The sequence below is a fragment of the Neptunomonas marina genome (assembly GCF_004005935.1).
GTDB lineage: Bacteria > Pseudomonadota > Gammaproteobacteria > Pseudomonadales > Balneatricaceae > Neptunomonas > Neptunomonas marina.
In genome coordinates, this window is sequence record NZ_SACQ01000003.1 from 61,878 (window position 1) to 83,599 (window position 21,722).

The window sequence follows — 21,722 nt, forward strand, 5'->3', positions numbered from 1 at the left end:
AGGTGAACGGATGACCGACGCTAGCTGGCTCAAGTCGATGACGAATATTCTCGACAGCTACAGCGACCCCGCTGTACTGATCGATGAGAACTATACGATTGTGGCAACAAATCAGCTCTATCAGCATCGCTTTGGTGAACAACAAACACCACAGCCGGTAAAGTGCTACGCGATGTCGCACGGCTATCACCGCCCCTGCGATCAAGAGGGTGAAACCTGCCCTATGCATGCAGCAAGGGAGAGCGGAGCCACCTCTAGCGTACTGCATATTCACAACACACCGCAGGGCAAAGAGCATGTTGGTATCGAAACGACGCCCGTCACCGATGAGCATGAACGGCGCTATTTTATCGAGATCATGCGCCCTATCCGTGAAGTGAGCGCAGAGCCCATCGCGAACAAGATGATTGGCCGCTCGAAGACCTTTAACCAACTGGTTGATTTGATTCACAAAGTCGGCCCAACCGATGTCAATGTACTCTTGACCGGCGCATCCGGCACCGGCAAAGAACTGGCAGCACAAGCGGTACATAAAGCCAGCCATAGAACCCGTAAACCGTTCGTTACGGTGGAGTGCTCGGGTTTGCCTGACTCCTTGTTTGAAAGTGAGCTGTTCGGCCATCTGCGCGGCGCATTTACTGGCGCAACCAGCACCCGCAAAGGTCTGGTGGAGGCCGCTCAAGGTGGCACGTTGTTTCTGGATGAAGTGGGCGATATCCCGTTGCACCAGCAAGTGAAACTGTTGCGCTTGATCGAAACCCGCACCTACCGCCCGGTGGGGCAAACGGACCTGCGCGAAGCCGACTTCCGCTTGATCTGCGCAACCCATAAAAACCTGCCTGAGATGGTGGAGCAAAAGCTGTTTCGTGAAGATCTGTATCACCGCATCAGCACCTTTCCAATCCGCTTGCCAGCCCTGCAAGAACGCCGTGATGATTTGCCACTCCTCGCCGCGAGTATTCTTTTACGTATCGATGCAACGCGGCCGCTTAAACTAACAGATGACGCCTTAGCTCTGCTCAGTGAGCACCCTTTCAGCGGTAATATCCGCGAGCTAAAAAACATTTTAGAACGCGCCGTGGTGCTACGTGAAAGTAACGAATTGTCTAAACACACTGTTGCACAAGCACTGAGCTTGAGCCCGACACACAGCACGACTCAAACCAATCCTTTTTTAGCGGCGGCACAACAGCGCCTTAGTTTAGCGGAGGTTGAGTCTAACTATTTGGATGCATTGTTAGCGCTGCACAGTGATAAGACAGAGGTGGCCGATATCGCACAATGCAGTTTGCGTACCCTGTACCGAAAAATAAAACCGGGGGACTAAGTCCCCCAAGATGCTTTTGATGAGAACTCCGATTCTTATTGTTTCAAGAAGCTGGGCTACTCACCATCGTCGAGCTGGTTCTCCAACCACATCGCGTTGATGATGCCAAAACTACAGGCGAGTAAGACGCCAAGAATCCATGCAAAATACCACATAAAATCAACTCCCAAATCAGTAATGCGACACGCTGTCACGCTGGATCATCTCCGGTTCGATACGACGCCACATTTTGTAGTATCCCCAAGTGGTGTACGCCAAGATAATCGGTACAAAGAACGCAGCGACCCAAAACATAATGGTTAGCGTCAGTTCGCTGGAGGTGGCGTCCCACAGCGTTAGGCTGCTGGCAAGATCCGATGAAGATGGCAACACAAACGGGAATAATGTAGCGCCTGCCAATAAGATGATGACCGCGATATTCAGCGCACTGGCCACAAAACCTAAGCCGCTGCGCCCTGCTTTTGCTAAACCACTCACCACAACCGGCAGCGTGATCGCACCTAGCGCTAACAACCACAGCAGCGGTAGTTGGTCAAAATTAGCAAACCAATCATCCGTTCTTGCAACACTTTTGGAGAGTGGGTTTGAGCTTGCATCGCCCACCACAGCTGAGGTGATTTCGTAACCCTCGATAAAGAACAGCAGCGCTGCACCGGCAAGTAGCATGACCACCGTAAGCACCGGCCCCAAGCGCGTAGCATAGTGCTGAGCACGCGATTCGATCATGCCGCCGGCGCGCATCTGCAGCCAAACAGCGCCGTGAAGCGCTAGCATCAAGACACTGGCTACGCCGCATAGCAGTGCAAACGGGTTGAGCAATGCCCAGAACGAGCCGGTATAGGTTGGCCGCGTTAGCTCATCGAAATGAAACGGCACCCCCAAAAACAGATTGCCAAACGCAACACCAAACACCAAAGCCGGAACAAAAGACCCCAAGCATAGTGCTAAGTCCCAGTTGGTCCGCCAGCGAGCGCTCTCTTGCTTACTGCGATACTCTAAACCGATCGGGCGGAAAAACAGCGCAAACAGCACCAATAACATCGCCCAGTAAAAGCCTGAGAAAGCTGTGGCGTAAACCAACGGCCATGCCGCAAAGATCGCGCCACCTGCCGTAATAAACCACACCTGATTGCCATCCCAGTGGGGGCCGATGGTGTTGATAATCACCCGTCGCTCAGTGTCGGTTTTTCCCAGCAGCGGCAGCAACATCGCGGCCCCCATATCGAAGCCATCGGTGACTGCAAAGCCAATCAGCAATACACCAACCAGCAGCCACCAAATAAGCCGAAGTGTTTCGTAATCAAGCATAGTGTGGAACCCCCGCAGTTTCGGTCTCATTGTCATATCGCCCTGTACCTAACGCACTTGGGCCTTTACGGACATACTTCACCATGAGGTACACCTCGATAATCAGGAACACGGTATACAAACCAACAAAGCCGAAGATGCTCATCCATAGGTCGGTTTCGGTTAGTTGTGAGGTTGCAACATAGGTGGGTAAGATTTCACCAATTGCCCAAGGCTGACGGCCAAACTCGGCAACAAACCAGCCCATTTCTGACGAAATCCAAGGCAGTGGCAAGCACAGCACCGCAAATTTCAATAACCAACGAGTCTGGTGCTCTTGTCGTTTCGAGGTGTAGTAGAACGCAAGAATAAATAGCAGCAGCATAGTAAAGCCGCAGGCTACCATGATGCGGAACGTCCAAAACATCGGCGCCACTTGCGGGATCGTATCCTCTGCGGCCTGTTTGATTTGCGCTTCGGTGGCATCAACCACATCTGGCGTAAAACGCTTGAGTAGCAGGCCATAACCCAAATCTTGGCTTACCGCTGAGAATGCCGCCCGATTTTCCGGTGTATCTTCACCGCCACGCAGCTTCATAAGCAGCTCATAAGCGACCATGCCGTTGCGCACACGGCCTTCAGCATGCGCCACAAGGTCTTTGATGCCAGTCACCTCTTCGGTGACAGAGCGGGTTGCAATTAGCCCCAATGCATAGGGAATCTTAACCGCCATCTCGGTCTCTTGAGTCTCCTGATTGGGTAAACCAAAGAGCGTAAACGGCGCAGGCGCGGGGTGTGTTTCCCACTCGGCTTCCATTGCAGCGAGCTTCACCTTTTGCACATCGCCCACTTCGTAACCACTCTCGTCTCCCAAGATGATGACCGACAGCACAGACGCGAGTCCAAATGCAGATGCAATCGCAAACGAGCGGCGCGCAAACGCAATATCACGGCCCCACAACAGATAGAGCGCGCTGATCGACAGCACGAATACGGCACCGGTGACATATCCGGCAGAGACGGTGTGAACAAACTTCACTTGCGCCACTGGGTTGAAGATCACATCAGCAAAGCTGCTCATCTCCATCCGCATGGTCTCAAAGTTGAAGTACGCGCCGACAGGGTTCTGCATCCAACCGTTGGCGATGAGAATCCATAGTGCTGAGAAGTTAGAACCGATCGCAACCAGCCAAGTAACACCCAAGTGCTGTACCCGCGAAAGGCGATCCCAACCAAAGAAGAACAAGCCAATAAAGGTGGACTCAAGGAAGAACGCCATCAACCCTTCGATTGCCAGTGGCGCGCCAAAGATGTCGCCCACGTAATGGGAGTAGTAGGCCCAGTTCGTCCCAAACTGGAACTCCATGGTTAAACCTGTTGTTACGCCCAAGGCGAAGTTGATACCAAAGAGCTTACCCCAGAAGCGGGTCATATCTTTGTAGATCTGTTTACCCGTCATGACGTAGACGGATTCCATAATGGCTAATAGAAATGATAGCCCGAGTGTGAGGGGCACGAATAAAAAGTGGTACATCGCTGTTAGCGCGAACTGCCAACGCGATAGCTCCACAACCGTTTCGGAAACCATAAAAATTACCTTACTTTGCCCTGATGAAAAATACTTAACCTGCTCACTGTTTTAGCAGTAAACATGCCAATTAAAACCAGCGCGTAACTCTTTGAAATTAATAGACTTAATAGAATTTCAGATTGAAGAGATATAATCTACAGATGAGAATTGCCAATTTTGACACAGCATTTGCCAATTAGGGCACGACATGATGCCACGCCCTGATTACGCTAGATGGGCGTATAGCCGTGAAGCATGAGGTCATACACCGGCTTAATCAGCGACTTCTCCATCACCCAAGCAAGCTCACTTACTTCGAGCGGATCAACCACTTCAAAGGGCAGCGCGGTGATGGGCTCTAAACTGTAATCGAACTCCCAAAGCATCGCGTGGCCCACATCCAGAATCATCGGGCAAGAGGTGTAGCCATCCCACTTTGCAACGGGTTCTTGCTGTTCAAGCAACGCCCGAATATTGGCTGTTATCACTGGGATTTGCGATTTAACCGATGCTGCTGTTTTGCCAATCGGGGTTCCCGCTGTGTCACCTAGGGCAAAAACATTGTCAAAGCGCTTATGGCGCATGGTGAACTGATCAACTTCAACATAACCGTGGTATTTCGTTTGATCCGCCAGCGCCGAGTTCCTGACACTGGCTACCGCTGTCATCGGTGGCGCGATATGAATAAAGTCCCAAGGTACTGATGCGCGTGTGCCATCTGCTTTTTGGAACTGTGCAGTCTTTGCTTCGGTATCGATGGCTGTTAGCGTGTGCTGATAGTGAGGCGCAATCGCGCGCTCTTGCCAAATGCCGCGTAGCCGCTTATCGAATTCCTTCACTGAGAAAAGAAAGTGTTCAGAGGTAAAATAATCAAACCGAAATGCATCACGCTGGCCCGCTGAGCGCACAAAGAACTCAACAAGGTTAGTGGCTTTCATCGGTGCTCCAGCACACTTCATCGCACCCTGCGGGCGGGTGAATACAGCGTCACCCCCGCCTGAGCGAGCAAAGCCTAGCGCTTGCTGATGGCTAGCAACGCCAGCCTCTGGGCTTAGATAAATACTCGTAATGTAATCTTGGCCGATCTGCGCAACATCTAACCCCTCGATCATGTCGTACCGAAGCTCTAAACCACTGGCAACGACAAGAAAGTCATAGTTGATCTTTTCAACTTTGGCAGTCACCACGTGATTATTGTCCGGCTCGTAAGCCACCACCTCATCAGCCACCCAATTGATTTTCGAATCAAGGTAACTTTCGTTCGCAGAAACAACATCACTCTCGGCTTGGTAGGCACCGGCCAATAACAGTGTTTGCCCAGGTTGATACCAGTGATACCCACGCGGATCAATCACGGTAATCTCGGCCCCCGATAGCTGAGTCAACAACTGATTGGCCAAACCAATGCCGCCAGCACCGCCTCCCACAATAACGATTTTTGCTGTCGTTTTGAGTTTACTTAACTCCCAACCTGCAATACCTGCTGCACTCGCTAAGCCGACTGCAGCGCCTGCTTTAAGTACACTACGTCTAGTGACTGCCATAACTTTCACCCTATTCTAATCCAGCAATTGAACGCGACAGCGGAGCGAGCTACCCCGCTACCGCTGAACGTTTTGATTTATTTTCTAAATAGGAAGTAGCAGTAAATGTGCCAGTTATTTAGTAATCGCTAATTAATTAAATTTATATATAATATCTCGCAATTACAAGCAGTTATCGTTGTTTTTAAGCAACAGATATCTCCATCAACGAACAAAAAACATAACACTTTGCCAAAATTGGCATAATTTTGCGTCTAATTTGTCTTATTGGTATGAACAAACCTGTTCGCCAGATGAGCAACAAGAACCAGCAAAACCGCGCCGCTAAGCACCGGCGCCAATAAGAAGCTCCAGCCTTGCCCTGCTAGGATAATCACCATAGGGTTTGCTCCAGCAGGTGGATGTGTTGTACCGGTAAGCAACATCGCAGTGACACCGAGCCCTGTCGCAAATGCCATCTCTAGCGGCACGCCATCACCCAGCTCAACAAAACAAACACCGATAGCAGCGGTAATAAGGTGGCCTAAAATCACATTTTTAGGCCGTGCGAGAGGGCTGCTCGGCAAGCCGAAAATAATCACAGCAGTAGCACCAAAAGGCGCCATCAACAGCGTCATATTCGGGTGCATCTCACCTAATAGCACCAAGATGCCGATTCCAATCGCAGCAGCAATGCCTGCCCACACTGATAACAAAACATGCATTATAAAAAACCCAAGTAGACCAATCTGTCTACTTAACATAGACAAGTCGGTCTACCTTTGTCAAACTATACGCAAACTCCTAATGAGCACCGACATGAACGATAAACGACAAGAGCTAATAGATGCCGCGCTAGCCCTTTTTTACGAAAAAGGGGTAAAAAGTGTCGGAATTAACGAAATACTGGCGCGTTCAGGCGTAGCGAAGAAGACGCTTTATCATCACTTCGCAAGCAAGGATGCGCTTATCTTGGGTGCACTTGGGCAGCGTCATGAGCAATTTATAGGGTGGCTAGCACGTGTGTTATCGGGGAGCCAATCAGTGGATGAGGTTATAGACCGGTTGTTTACTGGTCTCGATCACTGGTTTAACGGCACTGTGGAGGAGCTGGGAGATTTCCGTGGCTGCTTCTTTATTAACACCGCAGCACAATACACCGAACTTAATTCAGAAATAGCGAGCTACTGTGCAAAACACAAAGCGTTAGTTGCGCAGACCATTCGGCGCAGTATTGCTGAGGAAAACGAACAGGCTTGGGCGGATACCATTATGCTTCTGAAAGAGGGAGCCATCACCTCTGCTTATGTGGGTCAGCAAGTGGGTGCCGCCAAACAGGCACAGCAGATATTGGCAGCACTGAGAGCACAGGCCAAAAGCCCAACGCTCTCAGTGCATAATCGCACTAGCCGTTAAACCTCATCGAGGGCGTCGATGATGTACTGCGGTAGCGCAAACGCACCGACGTGCATCTGCGGATTGTAGTAGCGTGTTTGAATGCCAGATGCAGCGAAGCGGGCTTCCAGCGTTTGCAGCTCAACTGAGCGCAGCACTGGGTTATCAGCAGCCCAAGCCAATGTCATATTGCCACCAATGTAGGTAGGTACAGCGGCACAATAGAAGCTCTGATCGTTAAAGTAAGGGCTCAAACGACGCTTCGTTGTTTGCACCTCTTCAATCTGCATAAAGGCAACACCGTTTTGGGCAACAAAGATGCCACCCTCGTTTAAACAGCGTTTGCAGCCTTCGTAGAAGGTGCTGCTAAAGAGCACTTCGCCAGGCCCTACAGGGTCGGTACAGTCAGAGATAATAACGTCAAATTTCTCGTCTGTTTGCGTGACATATTCAATGCCGTCTGCAATCACAATATTCGCACGCGGATCATCAAATGCACCGGCCGAGTGATTGGGCAGATACGTTTTACACATATCAATCACGGCTTGGTCGATCTCAACCTGCGTCACATGCTCGACTTCAGGGTGTTTGGTCACTTCGCGCAGGATGCCACCATCACCGCCACCAATGATCAATACACGCTTAGCCGCGCCGTGCGCAAAGAGTGGCACGTGGGTCAGCATTTCGTGATATACAAATTCGTCACGCTCCGTGGTCTGGATAATGCCATCCAGTGCCATTACGGTGCCGAACATCTCATTACGGAAGATAATCAGATGCCAAGAATCGGTCTGTTGCTCGAACAACACTTCATCAATTGTAAACTGTTGTCCGTAACTGTCGTATAGTTTCTCAAGATACGTAGTCATCATCTTCTACTCTTCGTTTACCCCGTAAGATCTCATCCACGTTGACACGGCTGGGTGAGAATGCGTTTTCCAGAACCGGAATGGATTTCTCAGGCTCTGCTGCGCCACACATAAACACATCAAACGCTGCATAGTTGCGTTCTGGCCATGTATGTACGCTGATATGGGACTCTGCCAATACGGCAACGCCCGAAATACCGCCATTTGGGGTAAAGTGGTGAAGATGAATATGTAGCAGTGTCGCACCAGCAGCGTCGACGGAGTCCCGTAGGGCTTGCTCCATCACTTCCAAGTCATCTAACTTAGAAGCACCACTTAAATCGATAATCAGGTGAGTGCCAGCAAAGCGCTCGCCATTACGCTCGATAAAGTAGTCCAGACGCTCCTCTTCTTCGCCTTGCGTAAACGCAGGCCAAGGTGCAACACTGCTTACAGCCTCTTGGTCGTCCGCCAGGTGCACTTCAGAAAGCGATTCTTTCATTATGGTTTGTCTCCAGTTGGGAGGATTTTTAATCTATCCAGTACCTAACCTGCCCAGCTAATCTGGGCGCCTAAAAATTTGAGGGGCTGTTTTACACTCTTTTGTTTAGTGAACGCAAGAAAAAACCAATTTCAAAGATGATTAATTTTCACCTTCGCGAAGGCAGCGATAAAAAGTATAAAAATTACACACAACTTCAAAAGGTTAGCGACATAAATCACTAAAGCGCGAAGCAACGAAAACAGGCCGGTAAGCACCGCTTAACACGGTTTCTTCAAACGCCGATTCGGCGGGAGATTCAATAAGACTGCAGAGTGGCTAATAGCAAGGAAAGGTCATAGCGGTGCAGCTTAAGACCACACCGCTATAGCAGACGTTAGATTATCGGGGTTGCGCAATCAACATCGGCATTTTGTGCGCGGTTGCGTAGGTAGTGATCCATCAAGACAATCGCCATCATCGCCTCAGCAATCGGCGTCGCACGGATGCCGACACATGGATCGTGGCGTCCCTTGGTAACCACCTCTATTGGGTTGCCATGTACATCGATACTCTGCCCTGGCAAGCGCAAGCTTGAAGTCGGTTTCAGTGCGATATGTGCGACGACATCTTGGCCTGTTGTGATACCACCCAAGATACCACCCGCATGGTTAGAGCCGAAGCCATCTGGGAACATCTCATCACGATGCTCAGTACCCTTCTGGCTTACCACATCAAACCCATCACCGATCTCAACGCCTTTAACGGCGTTGATGCTCATTAGAGCATGGGCAAGATCCGCATCGATACGATCAAAGATCGGCTCACCTAACCCAACAGGAACGCCTTGTGCAACAACAGAGATTTTGGCGCCCACCGAATTACCCTCTTTACGTAGAGCATCCATATAGGTTTCCATCTCGCTCACAGCCGCAGCATCTGGGCTAAAGAACGGATTTTGATCAATCTGATCCCAGTCGAAGTTCTCATTGTTGATGGCCACAGGGCCAAGCTGCGATAAGTAACCCCGCACCTGAATCCCTTTGGCTTCAAGAAACTTCTTCGCAATCCCACCAGCGGCAACACGCATCGCTGTTTCACGTGCAGACGAGCGCCCGCCACCACGGTAATCACGGAAACCATACTTATGGGTATACACATAGTCGGCATGCGCTGGGCGGAACGTCTCAGCGATATTTGAGTAATCCTTTGAGCGCTGGTCCGTATTCTCGATCAGCAAGCCGATAGCAGTACCGGTTGTCTTGCCTTCAAACACACCCGACAGGATACGCACCTGATCGGGCTCACGACGCTGTGTCGTGTGGCGCGATGTACCCGGTTTGCGGCGATCTAAGTCCTGCTGCAGATCAGCTTCTGAGAGTTCAATACCCGGAGGGCAACCATCAACGATACAACCCAATGCCGGACCATGGCTCTCGCCGAAGGTCGTTACTGTAAATAGCTTGCCGAAACTGTTGCCTGACATAGTGTCTTTATCTCTCCGTTGCGCTTTTTTGCGGGCGTATTATAACGAGTCTATTAAATTTCGTCGCGATATTGGCGTAAATCCTGTGCGGTGATGGCGAACACGCCGTTACCGCCTTGGGGCAACTCCACCCACGTTAGCGGTACTTGTGGATACTGCTCCATGAGGTGCACTTCACTATTACCCACCTCCACAATCAGCAGCCCATCTTCGGTTAGATAGTCGTTTGCCTCGCGCAGGATACGCTTGGTGATATCCAAGCCGTCATCGCCAGATGTCAACGCTAACTCGGGTTCATGCTGGTACTCATCGGGCATCGATGCGAAGTCAGCTTGATCAACGTACGGTGGATTCGACAGGATCAGATCGTAGCGTCGTCCATGCAGGCCGGCAAACAGGTCGCTTTGGAGCGCTTCAATGCGCTCTTCCATGCCGTGAGCACGGATGTTCTTGCGAGCCACAGCCAGTGCATCGTCCGAAATATCAACCAGATCAACCGTTGCCTCTGCGAAAATATACGCCGCGCCAATGCCGATACAGCCGCTACCGGTACACAGATCAAGCACGCGTTCCACGGGACCTGGACGCAAAAATGGGGAGCATTCGGTTTCTAGTAGCTGCGCAATCGGCGAGCGCGGAATCAACACGCGCTCATCCACATAGAAAGGCAAGCCTAAGAACCAAGCCTCTTGGGTTATATATGGCAACGGCATACGCTGCAGTACACGCTTTTCGACATATGAGATAACCGTCTCTTTCTCTGACGATAACAAACGCGCATCCAGCACTGTTTCACTGCTATCCCAAGGAAGTTTCACGGCTGCCAGAACCAGTTGGGATGCTTCATCCCAAGCGTTCACATGGCCGTGGCCAAAGTAAACGCCGTGTTGATTCATCTGTGTGCAGGTCCAGCGGATAAAATCGCGGATCGTACACAATTCATTTTTTAATAACGCTTGATCAAACATAATATCTATCGGGATAATAACGACTGTTAACGCGAAGCAAGGCAAAGATAAGAACCACTTTGCTGCACCGTAGCGCGATTTAAGGTTCAGCAGTTTAATCAATTCCTGATAAGGGTTCTATGTCTGATACGAAAAACTCACCGGATGAATCCACGCCAAACTTTTCAGACCTGATGGCGGACGTAAAGCCGCTTAACCATGATCGTGTAACCCGCAGCAATGGCCCCATCCGCAAAAACCGATCTAAAGCGTTGCACCGTGACGCGGCAAGCGAAGAGATTGAACAGGTTATTGATGGGCTATCAAGCGAAGCGGTGGAGATCGTTGAGTCCGAAGAGGAACTGCTATTTGCTGCACCCGGTGTGCAGATTCGTGTAATGAAACGTCTGCGCAAAGGCCATATTCCGTGGGAAGCAGGTATCGATCTACACGGCATGACCATTGATACCGCACGAGATGAGCTGAGCCACTTTATTCGCGATGCACAGCGCAACAGCTGCCGCGCTGTGTTGGTTGTCCACGGCAAAGCATTCAGCCAGAGCGGCCAAAAGCCAATCCTAAAATCCTATGTCAACGATTGGCTCCGCCAGTTACCGCAAGTTCTCGCATTCTGCTCTGCACAAGCGCGTGACGGTGGCACCGGCGCGCTCTACGTACTGATCAAGCAAAATCGATAATAATTAGTGCGGACACTTTACGAAACTGTCATGTTGGCGTAACTTAGCGCCTTTTTTGAACGACAAGAACTTAGGGGATATCCACTCGTGATGGAAAAAGCGTATGCCACCATTATTGAACAGGTTGGCGAAGACCTGACCCGTGAAGGCTTGGTAGATACACCAGCTCGCGCAGCCAAAGCGATGGCTTATCTTACTCGCGGCTATGAGCAAACTCTTGAAGATGTTGTTAACGGCGCACTCTTCCCATCGGATAACAGCGAGATGGTTATCGTCAAAGATATTGAGCTTTACTCTCTTTGCGAACACCACATGCTGCCGTTTATTGGTAAAGCGCATGTGGCTTATATCCCTGACGGTCAAGTTGTTGGGCTATCTAAAATCGCACGTATCGTGGATATGTACGCCCGCCGCCTTCAGATTCAAGAGAACATGACCAAACAGATTGCTGAAGCAATAGAGCAAGTCACCGGTGCGAAAGGTGTTGGCGTTGTTATCGAAGCGAAGCACATGTGCATGATGATGCGCGGTGTCGAGAAACAGAACAGCTCGATGAAAACCTCAATGATGCTCGGCTCGTTCCGCTCCAACTCTGAAACGCGTTCAGAGTTTCTCTCACTGATTCGCTAAGCGATCCGCTAAATGTGCCCAGGCCTCTGGGCACGCGCTTCCATCTCATCTAACGCTTTTGCAGCCACCTGCCTTCCTACTTCGATCACCTCGGTGGCGCGGTGAAAATCATGAAACTGACACACCTCAGTGGGCACTTCGATCAGCAGATCGGGTGGATACCCTGCAATTTTGTATTGCGCCAACGCCCCCTGCATCACCTCAAGAGAGTTCATAATAATATCGAGATTGCTATCAAACTTGCTGCTCTCCTCGGGAGATCGGTGTTGCGCTTGATGTGCTGCAAAACCGTCCTCAAGTGGGATACCTCCCATCGAATAGTCGGGCAACGAGATCTCCGGCAGCAACGACTTGCTGTTGAGATCAACCGCGATGATCAGATCAGAGCGCGCAGCAACGGTTGGGATAATCGGCAGCGGATTAAGAACACCGCCATCCACAAGCACGCGGTGCTCTTGTATAACCGGCGTAAAAACACCGGGGACAGCAATCGATGCTCTGATGGCCTCACGTAGCGAACCACGCTGAAACCAAACCTCTTTCTGATGAACGATATCCGTTGCAACGGCTGTAAAAGGGATTCTGAGGGTTTCTATCGCGGAGTCGTCGAGGAACTCACTCAGCTTGTTAAACAGACGCTCCCCGCGGATAGCGCCCATACTGAAGGTAAGATCCAGTAAACTGAGAATGTTTAAGCGCGATAGGCTCACTACCCAAGCTTTATATGCCTCAAGACCATCGGCTGCATACAAACCACCAATTAGCGCGCCCATCGAGCTGCCCGCGATACAGTTAATCGTGTAACCACGGCGCTCAAGCTCCTCGATCACGCCGATGTGCGCATAACCACGCGCACCGCCCGACCCCAATACCAAAGATACAGTTGTCATCGCTACTCTCTCACTAGCGTGATGACAAACTGCGCATCACCTAATACTGACGGGATATATCGGCCAACCGCGTAACTATCGACACTTTGCGGGAGCACCCTAGAAAGCTCGGATTGCACCTTACGCGCCGCTGCCAATGCCGCGCCAAAATCATCACCACGATGATGGATAACCAAAGCAACATCGCGCCCATCCAATGCGCCCAGCAAGCGCTGCAATGCATCAGTTTGTGGTAGCTGATCTGTCGCGAGTACAACATGACCTTGAATATCCAACTGTGTGATCAGCCGTGCCGTTGAGTCAGTCTCAATCGCCTCCACCTGCACATAGATACGTCGGTTACCACGCTCTGTTATGTAGATCGCCAATGACAAGCCGGGTAACTCAGCCGCGATGTAGTACTGCGCAGCCGCTAAGCCATAAAGACGCGAGTTATCAAACACCTCGTTCGCCCAGTAGTTGCTGCTACCACACGCCCGCCCGCGACACTCATAGCGTATCTTTGCATCTAACGATGCCAGCAGTTCCTGATAAAAGTCAGCAATTTTACGGGTACGTGTGCCCTCTTGAAGGCGATAGGTAATACGCGTTAGGTGGCCTGTGAGCAGCTCGGAGTCTTCGGGGCGCTCAACACCATTGACCTGCTCTATCCCCCCTAGCGGCAATCGATAGTCCACATCATCTTGTTGCGCATACCGCACAATCCAAGCTCCGCGATAACGCTCGATCGGCTCAACTCCCGCGCTTGCAATATCATCCTGTGCCGCGCTCAACATGGAAGTGAAAAGGATAAAGCCCAAAACTACCTGTCGTACTATCATCTATCCGCTCCCGCCAGTGGGTGGTATCACATTTAAAGCTGCTCTCTTATAGCGACCGCAATCGCTTGTGCTGGTTCGCTATACAGGTGTAAGTGATGGTTGCCTGGCAACCAGCTCACCGAGCAGTTAGTAAGCAGCTCAATCCGCCGATCCCAGCTCTCATCGTGTAGCCCTTCGTGACCAAGATAGAGCGACACCGGAGCCTCAACCGCTTGCATAAAGGCAGTTACATGGTCTTCGCTAAGGCGCACAATCGATGGCAGCATAAGGCCTGGATCACTGCGCCAGATGAACCCCTCGGGCGTCTCTTTTAAGCCTCTTTCTATCAGCCACTCAGCACCTTGTTGATTGACCGGCCAGCGGCCATTCACGCGCGCTCGTATCGCGTCCTCTTTACAGGCGTAAGGGCGTAGCGTTTTGCTCATTTGCCGCTCACGCTTGACGATCGCATCAGCCATTAAGCTTGGCAGCTCATCTGCTTTGTATACGAGTGGCGCCAACCCCTCGATCAGAAATAACTGCTTAACCATCGCAGGAAACGCACCCGCAAAGAGTGTTGCGATACTCGCACCCATCGAGTGGCCAATCAACGTGATAGGTTGATCGGTCAACGCCGCAACCACCGCACGTACATCCGCCACATTATCCCAAATATAGTACGGCATAGAGATGGGACGATGATCAGAATAGCCGTGCCCCATCATATCGAGGGCAATAAAGCGATAATCGGTGAAGTGCTGACGCAGCTCATTAAAGCTCGCGGCATTATCTAGCCAGCCATGAAACGCGAGCAATATGGGAGCGTCGGCAGGCCCTGATTCGAGCCCTCGTAGTGTGTGGTCGCCCACAGAAAATGTGATCTCTTTCATGCTTCTACATTAGCAAAGCACGAAGAAAAAAGCATGGAAGATTAAATAGATACGCGCTGAGCAAGCGCTGCTGCTGGCCACTCCATGGTCAGCGTAGCGAAGTGCGCCGGCAGTAATGGCTCCGGATGCAGTTTATCCCCTTCTAACAAGTAGGAGACCAAATTCCCAACCAATGGCTGATGCGTGACTACGAGCAACCCTTCACACCAATGAGCCTCAAGTGAGGCGATGGCTGAGGAGATATCTGACTCAGGCGTCCAGCGGTCATCTGTGATCACCTCAGGCTGATGCGCCAGCTCTGCCAAGATAGTATTCACCGTTTGCTGGGTGCGCAGATACGGACTCACAAGGATGCGCTTGACCCCACCAAACAAAGCGGCATTCTCTGCCACCACGTGCTGGATAAACGCGATCCCATGCGCAGTAAGCACACGAGACTCATCCGTTGGCGCATCCCAACCAGCCTCACCATGGCGCATCAACGTCAGCATTACACAGCATCTCGCGGCAAAACGAACTCAACATCGGTGCTTTGCTCATTCGTCATCAACATACCAGCAACCTCTTTAACGGGCGCGCCATTGAAAACGACTTCGTAAAGCCCAGAGACCAGCGGCATATAGATCTCTTTCTCGTCCGACTTCTCTTTAACGATCTTGATCGTATTAACGCCCTCGGCCACCTCACCGAGTGCATCCACCGCCTCTTGCAAACTCTGTCCGCTACCAAGTGCGTAGCCAACACGGTAGTTACGGCTCAATGAGGACATGCACGTCACCATCAAATCACCGACACCGGCCAGTCCCAAGAATGTGAGCGGGTTTGCGCCCATCGAAACGGCAAAGCGGCTCATCTCCGCAAGGCTACGCGTCATCAACATGCTACGCGTATTCTCACCCATACCTAACGCAGCGCTTAAACCCGCCGCAATAGCGTAGATATTCTTGAGCGTGCCGCCCAACTCAACGCCATACGTATCAGAGCTGGCATAGACGCGGAAGTAGCTCTGGTGCAGCGCTTCTTGAACCAAGGCTCGCACACCCTCATCTTCGCTTGCGATAACGGTTGCCGTTAGATGATGCTGCGCGATCTCTTTGGCAAGATTTGGGCCGCTAATCACACCCACTTTTACATCTGGCAGCTCATCCTTGATGATCTCGCTCATCAAATGAAAGCCGGTACTTTCAATCCCTTTTGTGGTGCTAACAACATACTGTTCGGATGTCACAAACGGTTTTGCTTGGCGCAGAACATCGCGAAAGCTCGGGCTAGGGATAGAAACAAAGATGATCGCCGCATCGCGTACTGCCGACTCGACATCCGTTGTTGCCACCAACGCAGGCGATAGCGCATATCCAGGAAGGTAGCGCGTGTTCTCGTGTTGAGTGTTCACCTCATCTGCACGGTTTGCATCACGCATCCATTGATGAACAGGAATGCCCTTCTCTGCCATGATATTGGCAATAACAGTTCCGAAACTGCCACCACCAAGCACGGCTACTTTTTTGAGTTGTGTGTGTTGTTCCAAGCTCATGATATCTACTTATCACCATCCGGACGGTCATCAACCTTATCCAGTAGGCGATCAATCCCTGCAAAGACAAAAATCACTACCATGTAAGCGAGCGCCGACAAGCCAATAAACACCGCCAATTGCACAAAATCGCCGGTTCTCTGGAATCCCGCCACACCGATAGCAAAGAAAATTGCACTAAAAACTACCCCGAGGATCCGGGATAGTTTTTTGGTGTTGTGTCGATCTTCAGACATTGTCTGCTTTCTTCTCGTCTTTCTCTTCTAGCAACTCAAGTTGGGCAGATTTGGCCGCTGCCGCTTCTGCATCTGATGTATTAGACTCCGCCTCTGCAGAAGATTCGGCTTCTTGAGCTTCTTGAGCTTCTTGAGCTTCTTGAGCTTCTTGAGCTTCTTGAGCTTCTTGAGCTTCTTGAGCTTCTTGAGCTTCTTGAGCTTCTTGAGCTTCTTGAGCTTCTTGAGCTTCTTGAGCTTGATCAGATGGTGCCGCTTCTACTGTTTCGGGTGCAACCTCTGGCTGAGCGTTTGCATCAGCTTCAGCAACGGCTTGAGGCTCATCAGTAGCAACTTCAACAGACGGCTCCGGCTGCTCTACAACCTCAGCCACTTCAACGGCTGCCGCCTCAACCACTGGCTCGCCAGATTCAACATCAGCGTTTTGCTCTGTTGCAGCGTCTTGCTGATCGGCTTTTGGTTTACGGCTACGGCGTGGTTTCTTCTCAGCGCCATCCAAGTCTGCCAGAAGCTCCTCCGACGGATGAATACACTCAAGCTTAACGCCTGTTTCCGCCTCAATATCAGGGATCATGAAGGAGTCATTCTCACACGCGAAGCAGATAGATGTCCCTTCCGTTCCAGCACGGCCAGTACGACCAATGCGGTGCACGTAATCATCTGCATCCTCTGGGAGCTGGTAGTTCACGACATGAGTAACGCCATCGATGTGGATACCACGGCCTGCAACATCCGTTGCCACCAATACTTCGATCTTGCCGTTACGGAAATCTTCCAGTGTTTTCACACGCTTGTTCTGCGGAATCTCGCCAGACATCAACGCGGCTTTCACACCATCTTTCTTCAGGCGCTCGGCAAGATCGCGGGTTTCATGGCGGCGGTTACCAAACACAATAACGCGCTCGATATTGTTAACGCGGATATAGTTACGTAACAGCTTGTATTTTTCGCTGCTGGAGACCAAGAAGACCTGCTGCGAGATATTTTCAGAGGAGCGCTGTTGCGCCTCGATCTCAATCTGCACGGGATCTTTCGTCCACTGGCGCGCCAAGTTCATGATGTCGTCGGTAAACGTTGCACTGTAAAGCAGCGTCTGGCGCTCTTCACCTTTACGCGGCGTGTTACGGATAATTGTACGTACATCAGGGATGAAGCCCATGCTTAGCATACGGTCAGCTTCATCAAGCACGAGCACTTCAACGTTGTAGAGATCAACATCTTTGGAGCGCACGAAATCGATCAAACGGCCCGGCGTTGCAACCAAGATATCAACAACGCCCGATTTTAGCTGCGCGCGCTGTTTGTCGTAATCCATACCGCCAACCAGCGATACCACTTTGAGCTTCGTATACTTGCACAGCCCTTCAGCATCTGAAGCGATTTGCAGCGCTAATTCACGCGTTGGTGCAATAATTAGTGCACGTGGCTCACGCAAACGCTGATCATCTTCAAGTTTGTAATCGAGCAGGTCGGTGATGATGCCCACCAAAAACGCAGCCGTTTTACCGGTACCGGTTTGCGCTTTGCCGATGATATCGAGGCCAGCTAACGCAGGCTCAATCGTTTCGGCTTGGATCGGTGTGCAGTATTCGAAACCGAGATCGTGGATCGCACGCATCAGCTTATCGGGTAGATTAAAGTCGTGAAAACGCTTCTTACCTTCGACCTTCGCTACCACAAAGTCTGAAGGTTTCCAGCTGGACTCTTTCCTAGGCTTACGGGAGCGATTTCCGGAACAACGACGATCTTTACGCTCTCCCTTAGCCTTCTTGCTGGTTTCTGCGCTGACTGCTTCCTGAGATGTCTTATCTTTTTTGTCTTCCAACGTACTAACTCTCTTTTAACCTATTTCCCGACGAAACGGGGGTAATGAATCCAATAATTGACGGCCATAACGGCGCGTTACAACACGGCGATCTAACAACACGACCCGGCCGCTATCTTGCTCTGTTCTTAGCAGTCGTCCGACCGCTTGAGTTAAACGCACCGATGTTTCAGGAACGGTCCATTCCATAAATGCGTTTCCACCGCTCTGCTCTATCCACTCAGACATGGTGGCATCAACCGGATCATCCGGCACGCTAAACGGCAATTTAGTGATGATGACCTCTGTAAGGTAGTCCCCCGGGAGGTCCACACCTTCAGCGAACGACGCTAAACCAAATATAATACTCGGCGCATCATCATCCACACGTAGTTTATGTTGGCGAATAATCTCATTTTTGGTGAGATCCCCTTGCGCTAACACAAACCCTTTTAATCGTTCGGGCAACGCCTCTAGCACAGCGTACATCTGCCGCCACGAGCTGAATAATACCAGTGTTGCCCGTGCTTCGGGCAGGGTTTTATTCAAAAACCTGCTAACTTCTTCTTGATGCTCATCAGGCTTACCCGGATCACTGCTCATTGGCGGTATCATTAGGGTTGCCCGTTGCTGATAATCGAAGGGGCTTGGGAGTCTCTCGCAAGTGACATCCGCGGGAAGACCCAGCTCATCGATAATCCGGTCAAAGCGCCCTAACGCTGTCATCGTTGCTGATGTGAGCACCGCGCCAAACGCGTGTTTCCAGAGGTTTTCTTGCAGCGTCGCCGCAGCTGAAACGGGGCTGCTTTGGCAATCAAAGTCACGACCATCAAGCGATTCGCGCAGAGAGATCCAACGCGCCGTCGGTGCGCTACCCTCAGGGTCAGGCGTTGCGTAGCTTTTATTAAGTGCATAGATCGCTTGTGATCGCAGCCACATCTGGCCGACACGCGGATACCAGCGTTCAGCCACATCCTTGCTGATTTCGGGAACACCACCATCTAGCGCTTCTTTCAGTACATCCAAGATCTGCTCGGCCTTGAGCATCCACTTTTCGGTGGCAAATGCCATCTGCTTTGCTGTTTCGCTAAGCTTTTCAGGAATAAGCCCCTGCGGGAAACGGAAACGCTCAGGCACACTTTCTTGCCCATCAATCAACATGAGATGGAGCGTTGTGTTGAAGCCACCCAAAAAGCTCATCATATCAACACCCGGCTGGGCCATCTTTTCTAGATAGTTAGTGATAACGGGGTGATGGTCTGTTTCGTCTAACAGCTGATTGAGCTGTTTTTCTGATCCTTTCAGCCACTTTTGCGTCGCCTTAATCCGCATACTGTAGGAGAAGTGGCCAATGGCCTTCGATGCAAGGTGGTGTGCCTCATCGAAGATGTAGATGCTGTTTTCTGGCTCAGGCAGAATGGCACCGCCACCCAAGGAGAGATCAGCCAAAACCAAGTCGTGATTGGCAACCACGATATCGGCTTTATCCATAGTGTCGCGTGACTTGTAGAATGGGCACACCGAAAAGTTGCTGCAACGACGGTTGGTACAACGGGTGTGATCGCTAGTCAGCGGATACCATAGGGGCTCGTCTAGCTCTTGCTCTAAGCTGTCACGATCGCCATCCCATTCACCTGCGGCAAAGCGGTCTAGTAGCTGGCGATATAACGCGATGACACCGGCATCCAGCTTCTGATCAACCTCGTCCTCATACAGCGCCATCTGACCTAACTCATCTTGAGAGATCAGCAGTTTCTCCGCCTGTGAAATACAGAAGTAACGCCCCCGCCCCTTAGCAAGCACGTATGACACATAACCATCAACTAGCTTTGCAGCCTCTGGGAGGTCTTTATTGATCAACTGCTCCTGCAAGGCCACGGTAGCCGTTGAGATCACAAGTGATTTACCGCGTGCTTTCGCAATGGGGATGGCACTCAGCAAATAGGCCATCGTTTTGCCGGTGCCGGTGCCGGCCTCGATCACGCACAGATGGTTTTCGCTGGTGCGCTCTTTCTTGTCGCCAAAGCTGATACCACCCAACGTACGCGCCACCGCCGCAATCATCATCTTCTGCCCATAACGGGGCTTCAAATCATGTTGCTGCAAGAAGGTGCGATAGCTTTGCTGGATGGTTTGTTTTAGATCGTCGCTTAACAAGAGAAAACTGCCCTATTTAATCGTGCGGCGATCATACCAATTTACTGGATATATAAACAGAGAAATGACTTTACTTGACTAACCTGCTGTATATAATCACAGATACTGTATATAAAAACAGGCACGATTATGAAGCTCACAAAAAGACAGTCAGAAGTTTTAGCATGTATCCGCGAACACATCGAAGCCACCGGATACCCGCCAACACGCGCCGATATTGCCAAGACACTCGGCTTCAAATCTGCCAATGCAGCAGAAGAACATTTAAAAGCGCTCGCCCGCAAAAACGCCATTGAAATTATCCCCGGCACTTCGCGTGGCATTCGCATTCCCGACCTTGAGCAACCAGACCAAGGATTGCCGATTGTTGGCCGCGTGGCTGCGGGCTCTCCGGTGCTGGCGCAAGAGCATATTGAAGAGCATTGCACCATCTCATCTGACTTCTTTCATCCACCGGCGCACTATTTGTTACGGGTCAAGGGCACGAGTATGAAAGACGTCGGCATTATGGATGGAGATCTCCTTGCTGTTCATCAGTGCACCGAAGCAAGAGAAGGCCAAATCGTTATCGCGCGTATTGGCGACGAAGTAACAGTGAAGCGCTTCCACCGCGAAAATCACATGGTCTATTTGATTGCAGAAAACCCTGAGTTTGAACCAATTGAAGTCGACCTACGCGAATCGGAGCTATCAATTGAAGGGCTAGGCGTTGGTGTTATACGCCAAGGAAGTGAGCCATGATGGAGCAGCTGCCGTTTATCATGAACGAGGCGCGGGTTAAAAAACCTGCGCGCGTGGCGAATACCCAGATCCGCCGCAAACCCATCAAAGCAAAAAGCGACACCCGCTACGGAAAAATTACGGAAATCATCACCGCAACAACCAACCTAGACGATGTGCCATTTTTAATGCCATTGCTAGCACAACTTAGCGCTGATGATCGTTGGTTTGCTTGGATTGATCCACCAAAAGACTTGCCGAAAGAGATGCTGATCGAGGCAGGTATAGACCTAAACAAGGTGATCTTGCTTCACCCATCAACAAAAAACAGCGCACTCGATTTGGCGGCCAAAGCTCTTCGGGCTGGCACCTATCATGCAGTTATCAGTTGGCAAGGCGCTATTACAGAAAACGAGATTAGTGCATTAGAAGCGTCGGCCACTGCGGGCAGAAGCCATGGAATTTTAGTGCGTACGCGCCGTACACACTAAAAGTCAGCGGG

The 21,722-nt window shown here is 51.0% G+C and carries 22 protein-coding genes and 1 pseudogene; 6 read left to right on the forward strand and 17 right to left on the reverse strand.

Features of this window, described 5'->3' with window-relative positions:
* The first annotated feature begins 10 nt into the window (after nt 1-10).
* A complete protein-coding gene (locus EOE65_RS07870) occupies nt 11-1,327 on the forward strand; it encodes a sigma-54 interaction domain-containing protein (RefSeq protein ID WP_127693769.1) in 1,317 nt (438 codons plus the stop codon).
* Nucleotides 1,328-1,383: 56 nt separating this feature from the next.
* Here the strand turns inward: EOE65_RS07870 and cydX are convergent, their stop codons facing one another.
* The 5 genes from cydX to EOE65_RS07895 all read right to left on the reverse strand — a co-directional run bounded on the left by cydX (nt 1,384) and on the right by EOE65_RS07895 (nt 6,432).
* Nucleotides 1,384-1,482 carry a cytochrome bd-I oxidase subunit CydX gene (gene cydX, locus EOE65_RS07875; RefSeq protein ID WP_127693770.1) on the reverse strand — a complete coding sequence of 33 codons (99 nt, stop codon included), beginning with the start codon at nt 1,480-1,482 and terminating at the stop codon, nt 1,384-1,386.
* Between the two features lie 16 nt (nt 1,483-1,498).
* A complete protein-coding gene (cydB, locus tag EOE65_RS07880; RefSeq protein ID WP_127693771.1) occupies nt 1,499-2,635 on the reverse strand; it encodes a cytochrome d ubiquinol oxidase subunit II in 1,137 nt (378 codons plus the stop codon).
* Nucleotides 2,628-4,202 carry a cytochrome ubiquinol oxidase subunit I gene (locus tag EOE65_RS07885; protein ID WP_127693772.1) on the reverse strand — a complete coding sequence of 525 codons (1,575 nt, stop codon included), beginning with the start codon at nt 4,200-4,202 and terminating at the stop codon, nt 2,628-2,630. Before EOE65_RS07885 ends, cydB begins: the two co-directional genes overlap by 8 nt.
* Before the next feature lie 212 nt (nt 4,203-4,414).
* The gene (locus tag EOE65_RS07890; protein WP_127693773.1) at nt 4,415-5,728 is read right to left on the reverse strand and encodes an FAD-dependent oxidoreductase; all 1,314 of its coding nucleotides are present in this window, start codon (nt 5,726-5,728) and stop codon (nt 4,415-4,417) included.
* A gap of 254 nt (nt 5,729-5,982) precedes the next feature.
* On the reverse strand, nt 5,983-6,432 hold the full coding sequence (locus EOE65_RS07895; protein WP_240656945.1) for an HPP family protein: 450 nt from the start codon (nt 6,430-6,432) through the stop codon (nt 5,983-5,985).
* Nucleotides 6,433-6,526: 94 nt separating this feature from the next.
* Here EOE65_RS07895 and EOE65_RS07900 point away from each other — a divergent pair, with 94 nt between their 5' ends.
* Nucleotides 6,527-7,123: a TetR/AcrR family transcriptional regulator gene (locus EOE65_RS07900; protein ID WP_127693774.1), complete on the forward strand. Its 597-nt coding sequence runs from the start codon at nt 6,527-6,529 to the stop codon at nt 7,121-7,123.
* Here EOE65_RS07900 and speE read toward each other — a convergent pair.
* From speE to prmB, 4 genes are all read right to left on the reverse strand, one after another.
* Nucleotides 7,120-7,974: a polyamine aminopropyltransferase gene (gene speE, locus EOE65_RS07905; RefSeq protein ID WP_127693775.1), complete on the reverse strand. Its 855-nt coding sequence runs from the start codon at nt 7,972-7,974 to the stop codon at nt 7,120-7,122. The two genes, EOE65_RS07900 and speE, sit on opposite strands and share 4 nt — an antisense overlap.
* Nucleotides 7,955-8,452 carry an adenosylmethionine decarboxylase gene (gene speD, locus EOE65_RS07910; RefSeq protein WP_127693776.1) on the reverse strand — a complete coding sequence of 166 codons (498 nt, stop codon included), beginning with the start codon at nt 8,450-8,452 and terminating at the stop codon, nt 7,955-7,957. Before speD ends, speE begins: the two co-directional genes overlap by 20 nt.
* Nucleotides 8,453-8,828: 376 nt before the next feature.
* Nucleotides 8,829-9,917 (reverse strand): chorismate synthase, encoded by a 1,089-nt coding sequence (gene aroC, locus EOE65_RS07915; RefSeq protein ID WP_127693777.1) that lies wholly within the window; start codon nt 9,915-9,917, stop codon nt 8,829-8,831.
* 53 nt (nt 9,918-9,970) lie between these two features.
* Nucleotides 9,971-10,885, reverse strand: a complete 915-nt coding sequence (prmB, locus tag EOE65_RS07920; protein ID WP_127693778.1) for a 50S ribosomal protein L3 N(5)-glutamine methyltransferase — start codon at nt 10,883-10,885, stop codon at nt 9,971-9,973.
* 119 nt (nt 10,886-11,004) lie between these two features.
* On the opposite strand from prmB, the gene EOE65_RS07925 reads away from it, so the two are divergent.
* Complete coding sequence (locus tag EOE65_RS07925) at nt 11,005-11,562, forward strand: Smr/MutS family protein (protein WP_127693779.1); 558 nt, start codon at nt 11,005-11,007, stop codon at nt 11,560-11,562.
* A gap of 90 nt (nt 11,563-11,652) precedes the next feature.
* Complete coding sequence (gene folE / locus EOE65_RS07930; RefSeq protein WP_127693780.1) at nt 11,653-12,192, forward strand: GTP cyclohydrolase I FolE; 540 nt, start codon at nt 11,653-11,655, stop codon at nt 12,190-12,192.
* An 8-nt stretch (nt 12,193-12,200) separates the two neighbouring features.
* On the opposite strand, the gene EOE65_RS07935 is transcribed toward folE, so the two are convergent.
* From EOE65_RS07935 to dinG, 8 genes and pseudogenes are all read right to left on the reverse strand, one after another.
* Nucleotides 12,201-13,082, reverse strand: a complete 882-nt coding sequence (locus EOE65_RS07935) for a patatin-like phospholipase family protein (RefSeq protein WP_127693781.1) — start codon at nt 13,080-13,082, stop codon at nt 12,201-12,203.
* A 2-nt stretch (nt 13,083-13,084) separates the two neighbouring features.
* Nucleotides 13,085-13,903 carry a DUF4892 domain-containing protein gene (locus EOE65_RS07940; RefSeq protein ID WP_127693782.1) on the reverse strand — a complete coding sequence of 273 codons (819 nt, stop codon included), beginning with the start codon at nt 13,901-13,903 and terminating at the stop codon, nt 13,085-13,087.
* 32 nt (nt 13,904-13,935) lie between these two features.
* Nucleotides 13,936-14,772 (reverse strand): alpha/beta hydrolase, encoded by an 837-nt coding sequence (locus EOE65_RS07945; RefSeq protein ID WP_127693783.1) that lies wholly within the window; start codon nt 14,770-14,772, stop codon nt 13,936-13,938.
* A 41-nt stretch (nt 14,773-14,813) separates the two neighbouring features.
* Complete coding sequence (gene sixA, locus EOE65_RS07950) at nt 14,814-15,263, reverse strand: phosphohistidine phosphatase SixA (RefSeq protein ID WP_127693784.1); 450 nt, start codon at nt 15,261-15,263, stop codon at nt 14,814-14,816.
* Nucleotides 15,263-16,306 carry an NAD(P)H-dependent glycerol-3-phosphate dehydrogenase gene (locus EOE65_RS07955; protein WP_127693785.1) on the reverse strand — a complete coding sequence of 348 codons (1,044 nt, stop codon included), beginning with the start codon at nt 16,304-16,306 and terminating at the stop codon, nt 15,263-15,265. Before EOE65_RS07955 ends, sixA begins: the two co-directional genes overlap by 1 nt.
* A 5-nt stretch (nt 16,307-16,311) precedes the next feature.
* Complete coding sequence (locus EOE65_RS07960) at nt 16,312-16,542, reverse strand: hypothetical protein (RefSeq protein ID WP_127693786.1); 231 nt, start codon at nt 16,540-16,542, stop codon at nt 16,312-16,314.
* A 502-nt stretch (nt 16,543-17,044) separates the two neighbouring features.
* A pseudogene (gene rhlB, locus EOE65_RS07965) lies at nt 17,045-18,364 on the reverse strand (ATP-dependent RNA helicase RhlB); the annotation flags it as partial.
* Nucleotides 18,365-18,379: 15 nt separating this feature from the next.
* Nucleotides 18,380-20,500: an ATP-dependent DNA helicase DinG gene (gene dinG / locus EOE65_RS07970; protein ID WP_127693787.1), complete on the reverse strand. Its 2,121-nt coding sequence runs from the start codon at nt 20,498-20,500 to the stop codon at nt 18,380-18,382.
* Nucleotides 20,501-20,629: 129 nt separating this feature from the next.
* Between dinG and lexA the strand changes: the two genes are divergently transcribed.
* Both lexA and EOE65_RS07980 read left to right on the forward strand, forming a co-directional pair.
* Nucleotides 20,630-21,241 carry a transcriptional repressor LexA gene (lexA, locus tag EOE65_RS07975; RefSeq protein ID WP_127693788.1) on the forward strand — a complete coding sequence of 204 codons (612 nt, stop codon included), beginning with the start codon at nt 20,630-20,632 and terminating at the stop codon, nt 21,239-21,241.
* On the forward strand, nt 21,238-21,711 hold the full coding sequence (locus tag EOE65_RS07980; RefSeq protein WP_240656947.1) for a cell division inhibitor SulA: 474 nt from the start codon (nt 21,238-21,240) through the stop codon (nt 21,709-21,711). Before lexA ends, EOE65_RS07980 begins: the two co-directional genes overlap by 4 nt.
* Nucleotides 21,712-21,722: the final 11 nt, after the last annotated feature.

Bases quoted from the DNA above. Each gene is read 5' to 3' on its own strand.
- EOE65_RS07870 (WP_127693769.1), top strand. From the start codon at position 11: ATGACCGACGCTAGCTGGCTCAAGTCGATGACGAATATTCTCGACAGC.
- cydX (WP_127693770.1), bottom strand. From the start codon at position 1,482: ATGTGGTATTTTGCATGGATTCTTGGCGTCTTACTCGCCTGTAGTTTT.
- cydB (WP_127693771.1), bottom strand. From the start codon at position 2,635: ATGCTTGATTACGAAACACTTCGGCTTATTTGGTGGCTGCTGGTTGGT.
- EOE65_RS07885 (WP_127693772.1), bottom strand. From the start codon at position 4,202: ATGGTTTCCGAAACGGTTGTGGAGCTATCGCGTTGGCAGTTCGCGCTA.
- EOE65_RS07890 (WP_127693773.1), bottom strand. From the start codon at position 5,728: ATGGCAGTCACTAGACGTAGTGTACTTAAAGCAGGCGCTGCAGTCGGC.
- EOE65_RS07895 (WP_240656945.1), bottom strand. From the start codon at position 6,432: ATGCATGTTTTGTTATCAGTGTGGGCAGGCATTGCTGCTGCGATTGGA.
- EOE65_RS07900 (WP_127693774.1), top strand. From the start codon at position 6,527: ATGAACGATAAACGACAAGAGCTAATAGATGCCGCGCTAGCCCTTTTT.
- speE (WP_127693775.1), bottom strand. From the start codon at position 7,974: ATGATGACTACGTATCTTGAGAAACTATACGACAGTTACGGACAACAG.
- speD (WP_127693776.1), bottom strand. From the start codon at position 8,452: ATGAAAGAATCGCTTTCTGAAGTGCACCTGGCGGACGACCAAGAGGCT.
- aroC (WP_127693777.1), bottom strand. From the start codon at position 9,917: ATGTCAGGCAACAGTTTCGGCAAGCTATTTACAGTAACGACCTTCGGC.
- prmB (WP_127693778.1), bottom strand. From the start codon at position 10,885: ATGTTTGATCAAGCGTTATTAAAAAATGAATTGTGTACGATCCGCGAT.
- EOE65_RS07925 (WP_127693779.1), top strand. From the start codon at position 11,005: ATGTCTGATACGAAAAACTCACCGGATGAATCCACGCCAAACTTTTCA.
- folE (WP_127693780.1), top strand. From the start codon at position 11,653: ATGGAAAAAGCGTATGCCACCATTATTGAACAGGTTGGCGAAGACCTG.
- EOE65_RS07935 (WP_127693781.1), bottom strand. From the start codon at position 13,082: ATGACAACTGTATCTTTGGTATTGGGGTCGGGCGGTGCGCGTGGTTAT.
- EOE65_RS07940 (WP_127693782.1), bottom strand. From the start codon at position 13,903: ATGATAGTACGACAGGTAGTTTTGGGCTTTATCCTTTTCACTTCCATG.
- EOE65_RS07945 (WP_127693783.1), bottom strand. From the start codon at position 14,772: ATGAAAGAGATCACATTTTCTGTGGGCGACCACACACTACGAGGGCTC.
- sixA (WP_127693784.1), bottom strand. From the start codon at position 15,263: ATGCTGACGTTGATGCGCCATGGTGAGGCTGGTTGGGATGCGCCAACG.
- EOE65_RS07955 (WP_127693785.1), bottom strand. From the start codon at position 16,306: ATGAGCTTGGAACAACACACACAACTCAAAAAAGTAGCCGTGCTTGGT.
- EOE65_RS07960 (WP_127693786.1), bottom strand. From the start codon at position 16,542: ATGTCTGAAGATCGACACAACACCAAAAAACTATCCCGGATCCTCGGG.
- lexA (WP_127693788.1), top strand. From the start codon at position 20,630: ATGAAGCTCACAAAAAGACAGTCAGAAGTTTTAGCATGTATCCGCGAA.
- EOE65_RS07980 (WP_240656947.1), top strand. From the start codon at position 21,238: ATGATGGAGCAGCTGCCGTTTATCATGAACGAGGCGCGGGTTAAAAAA.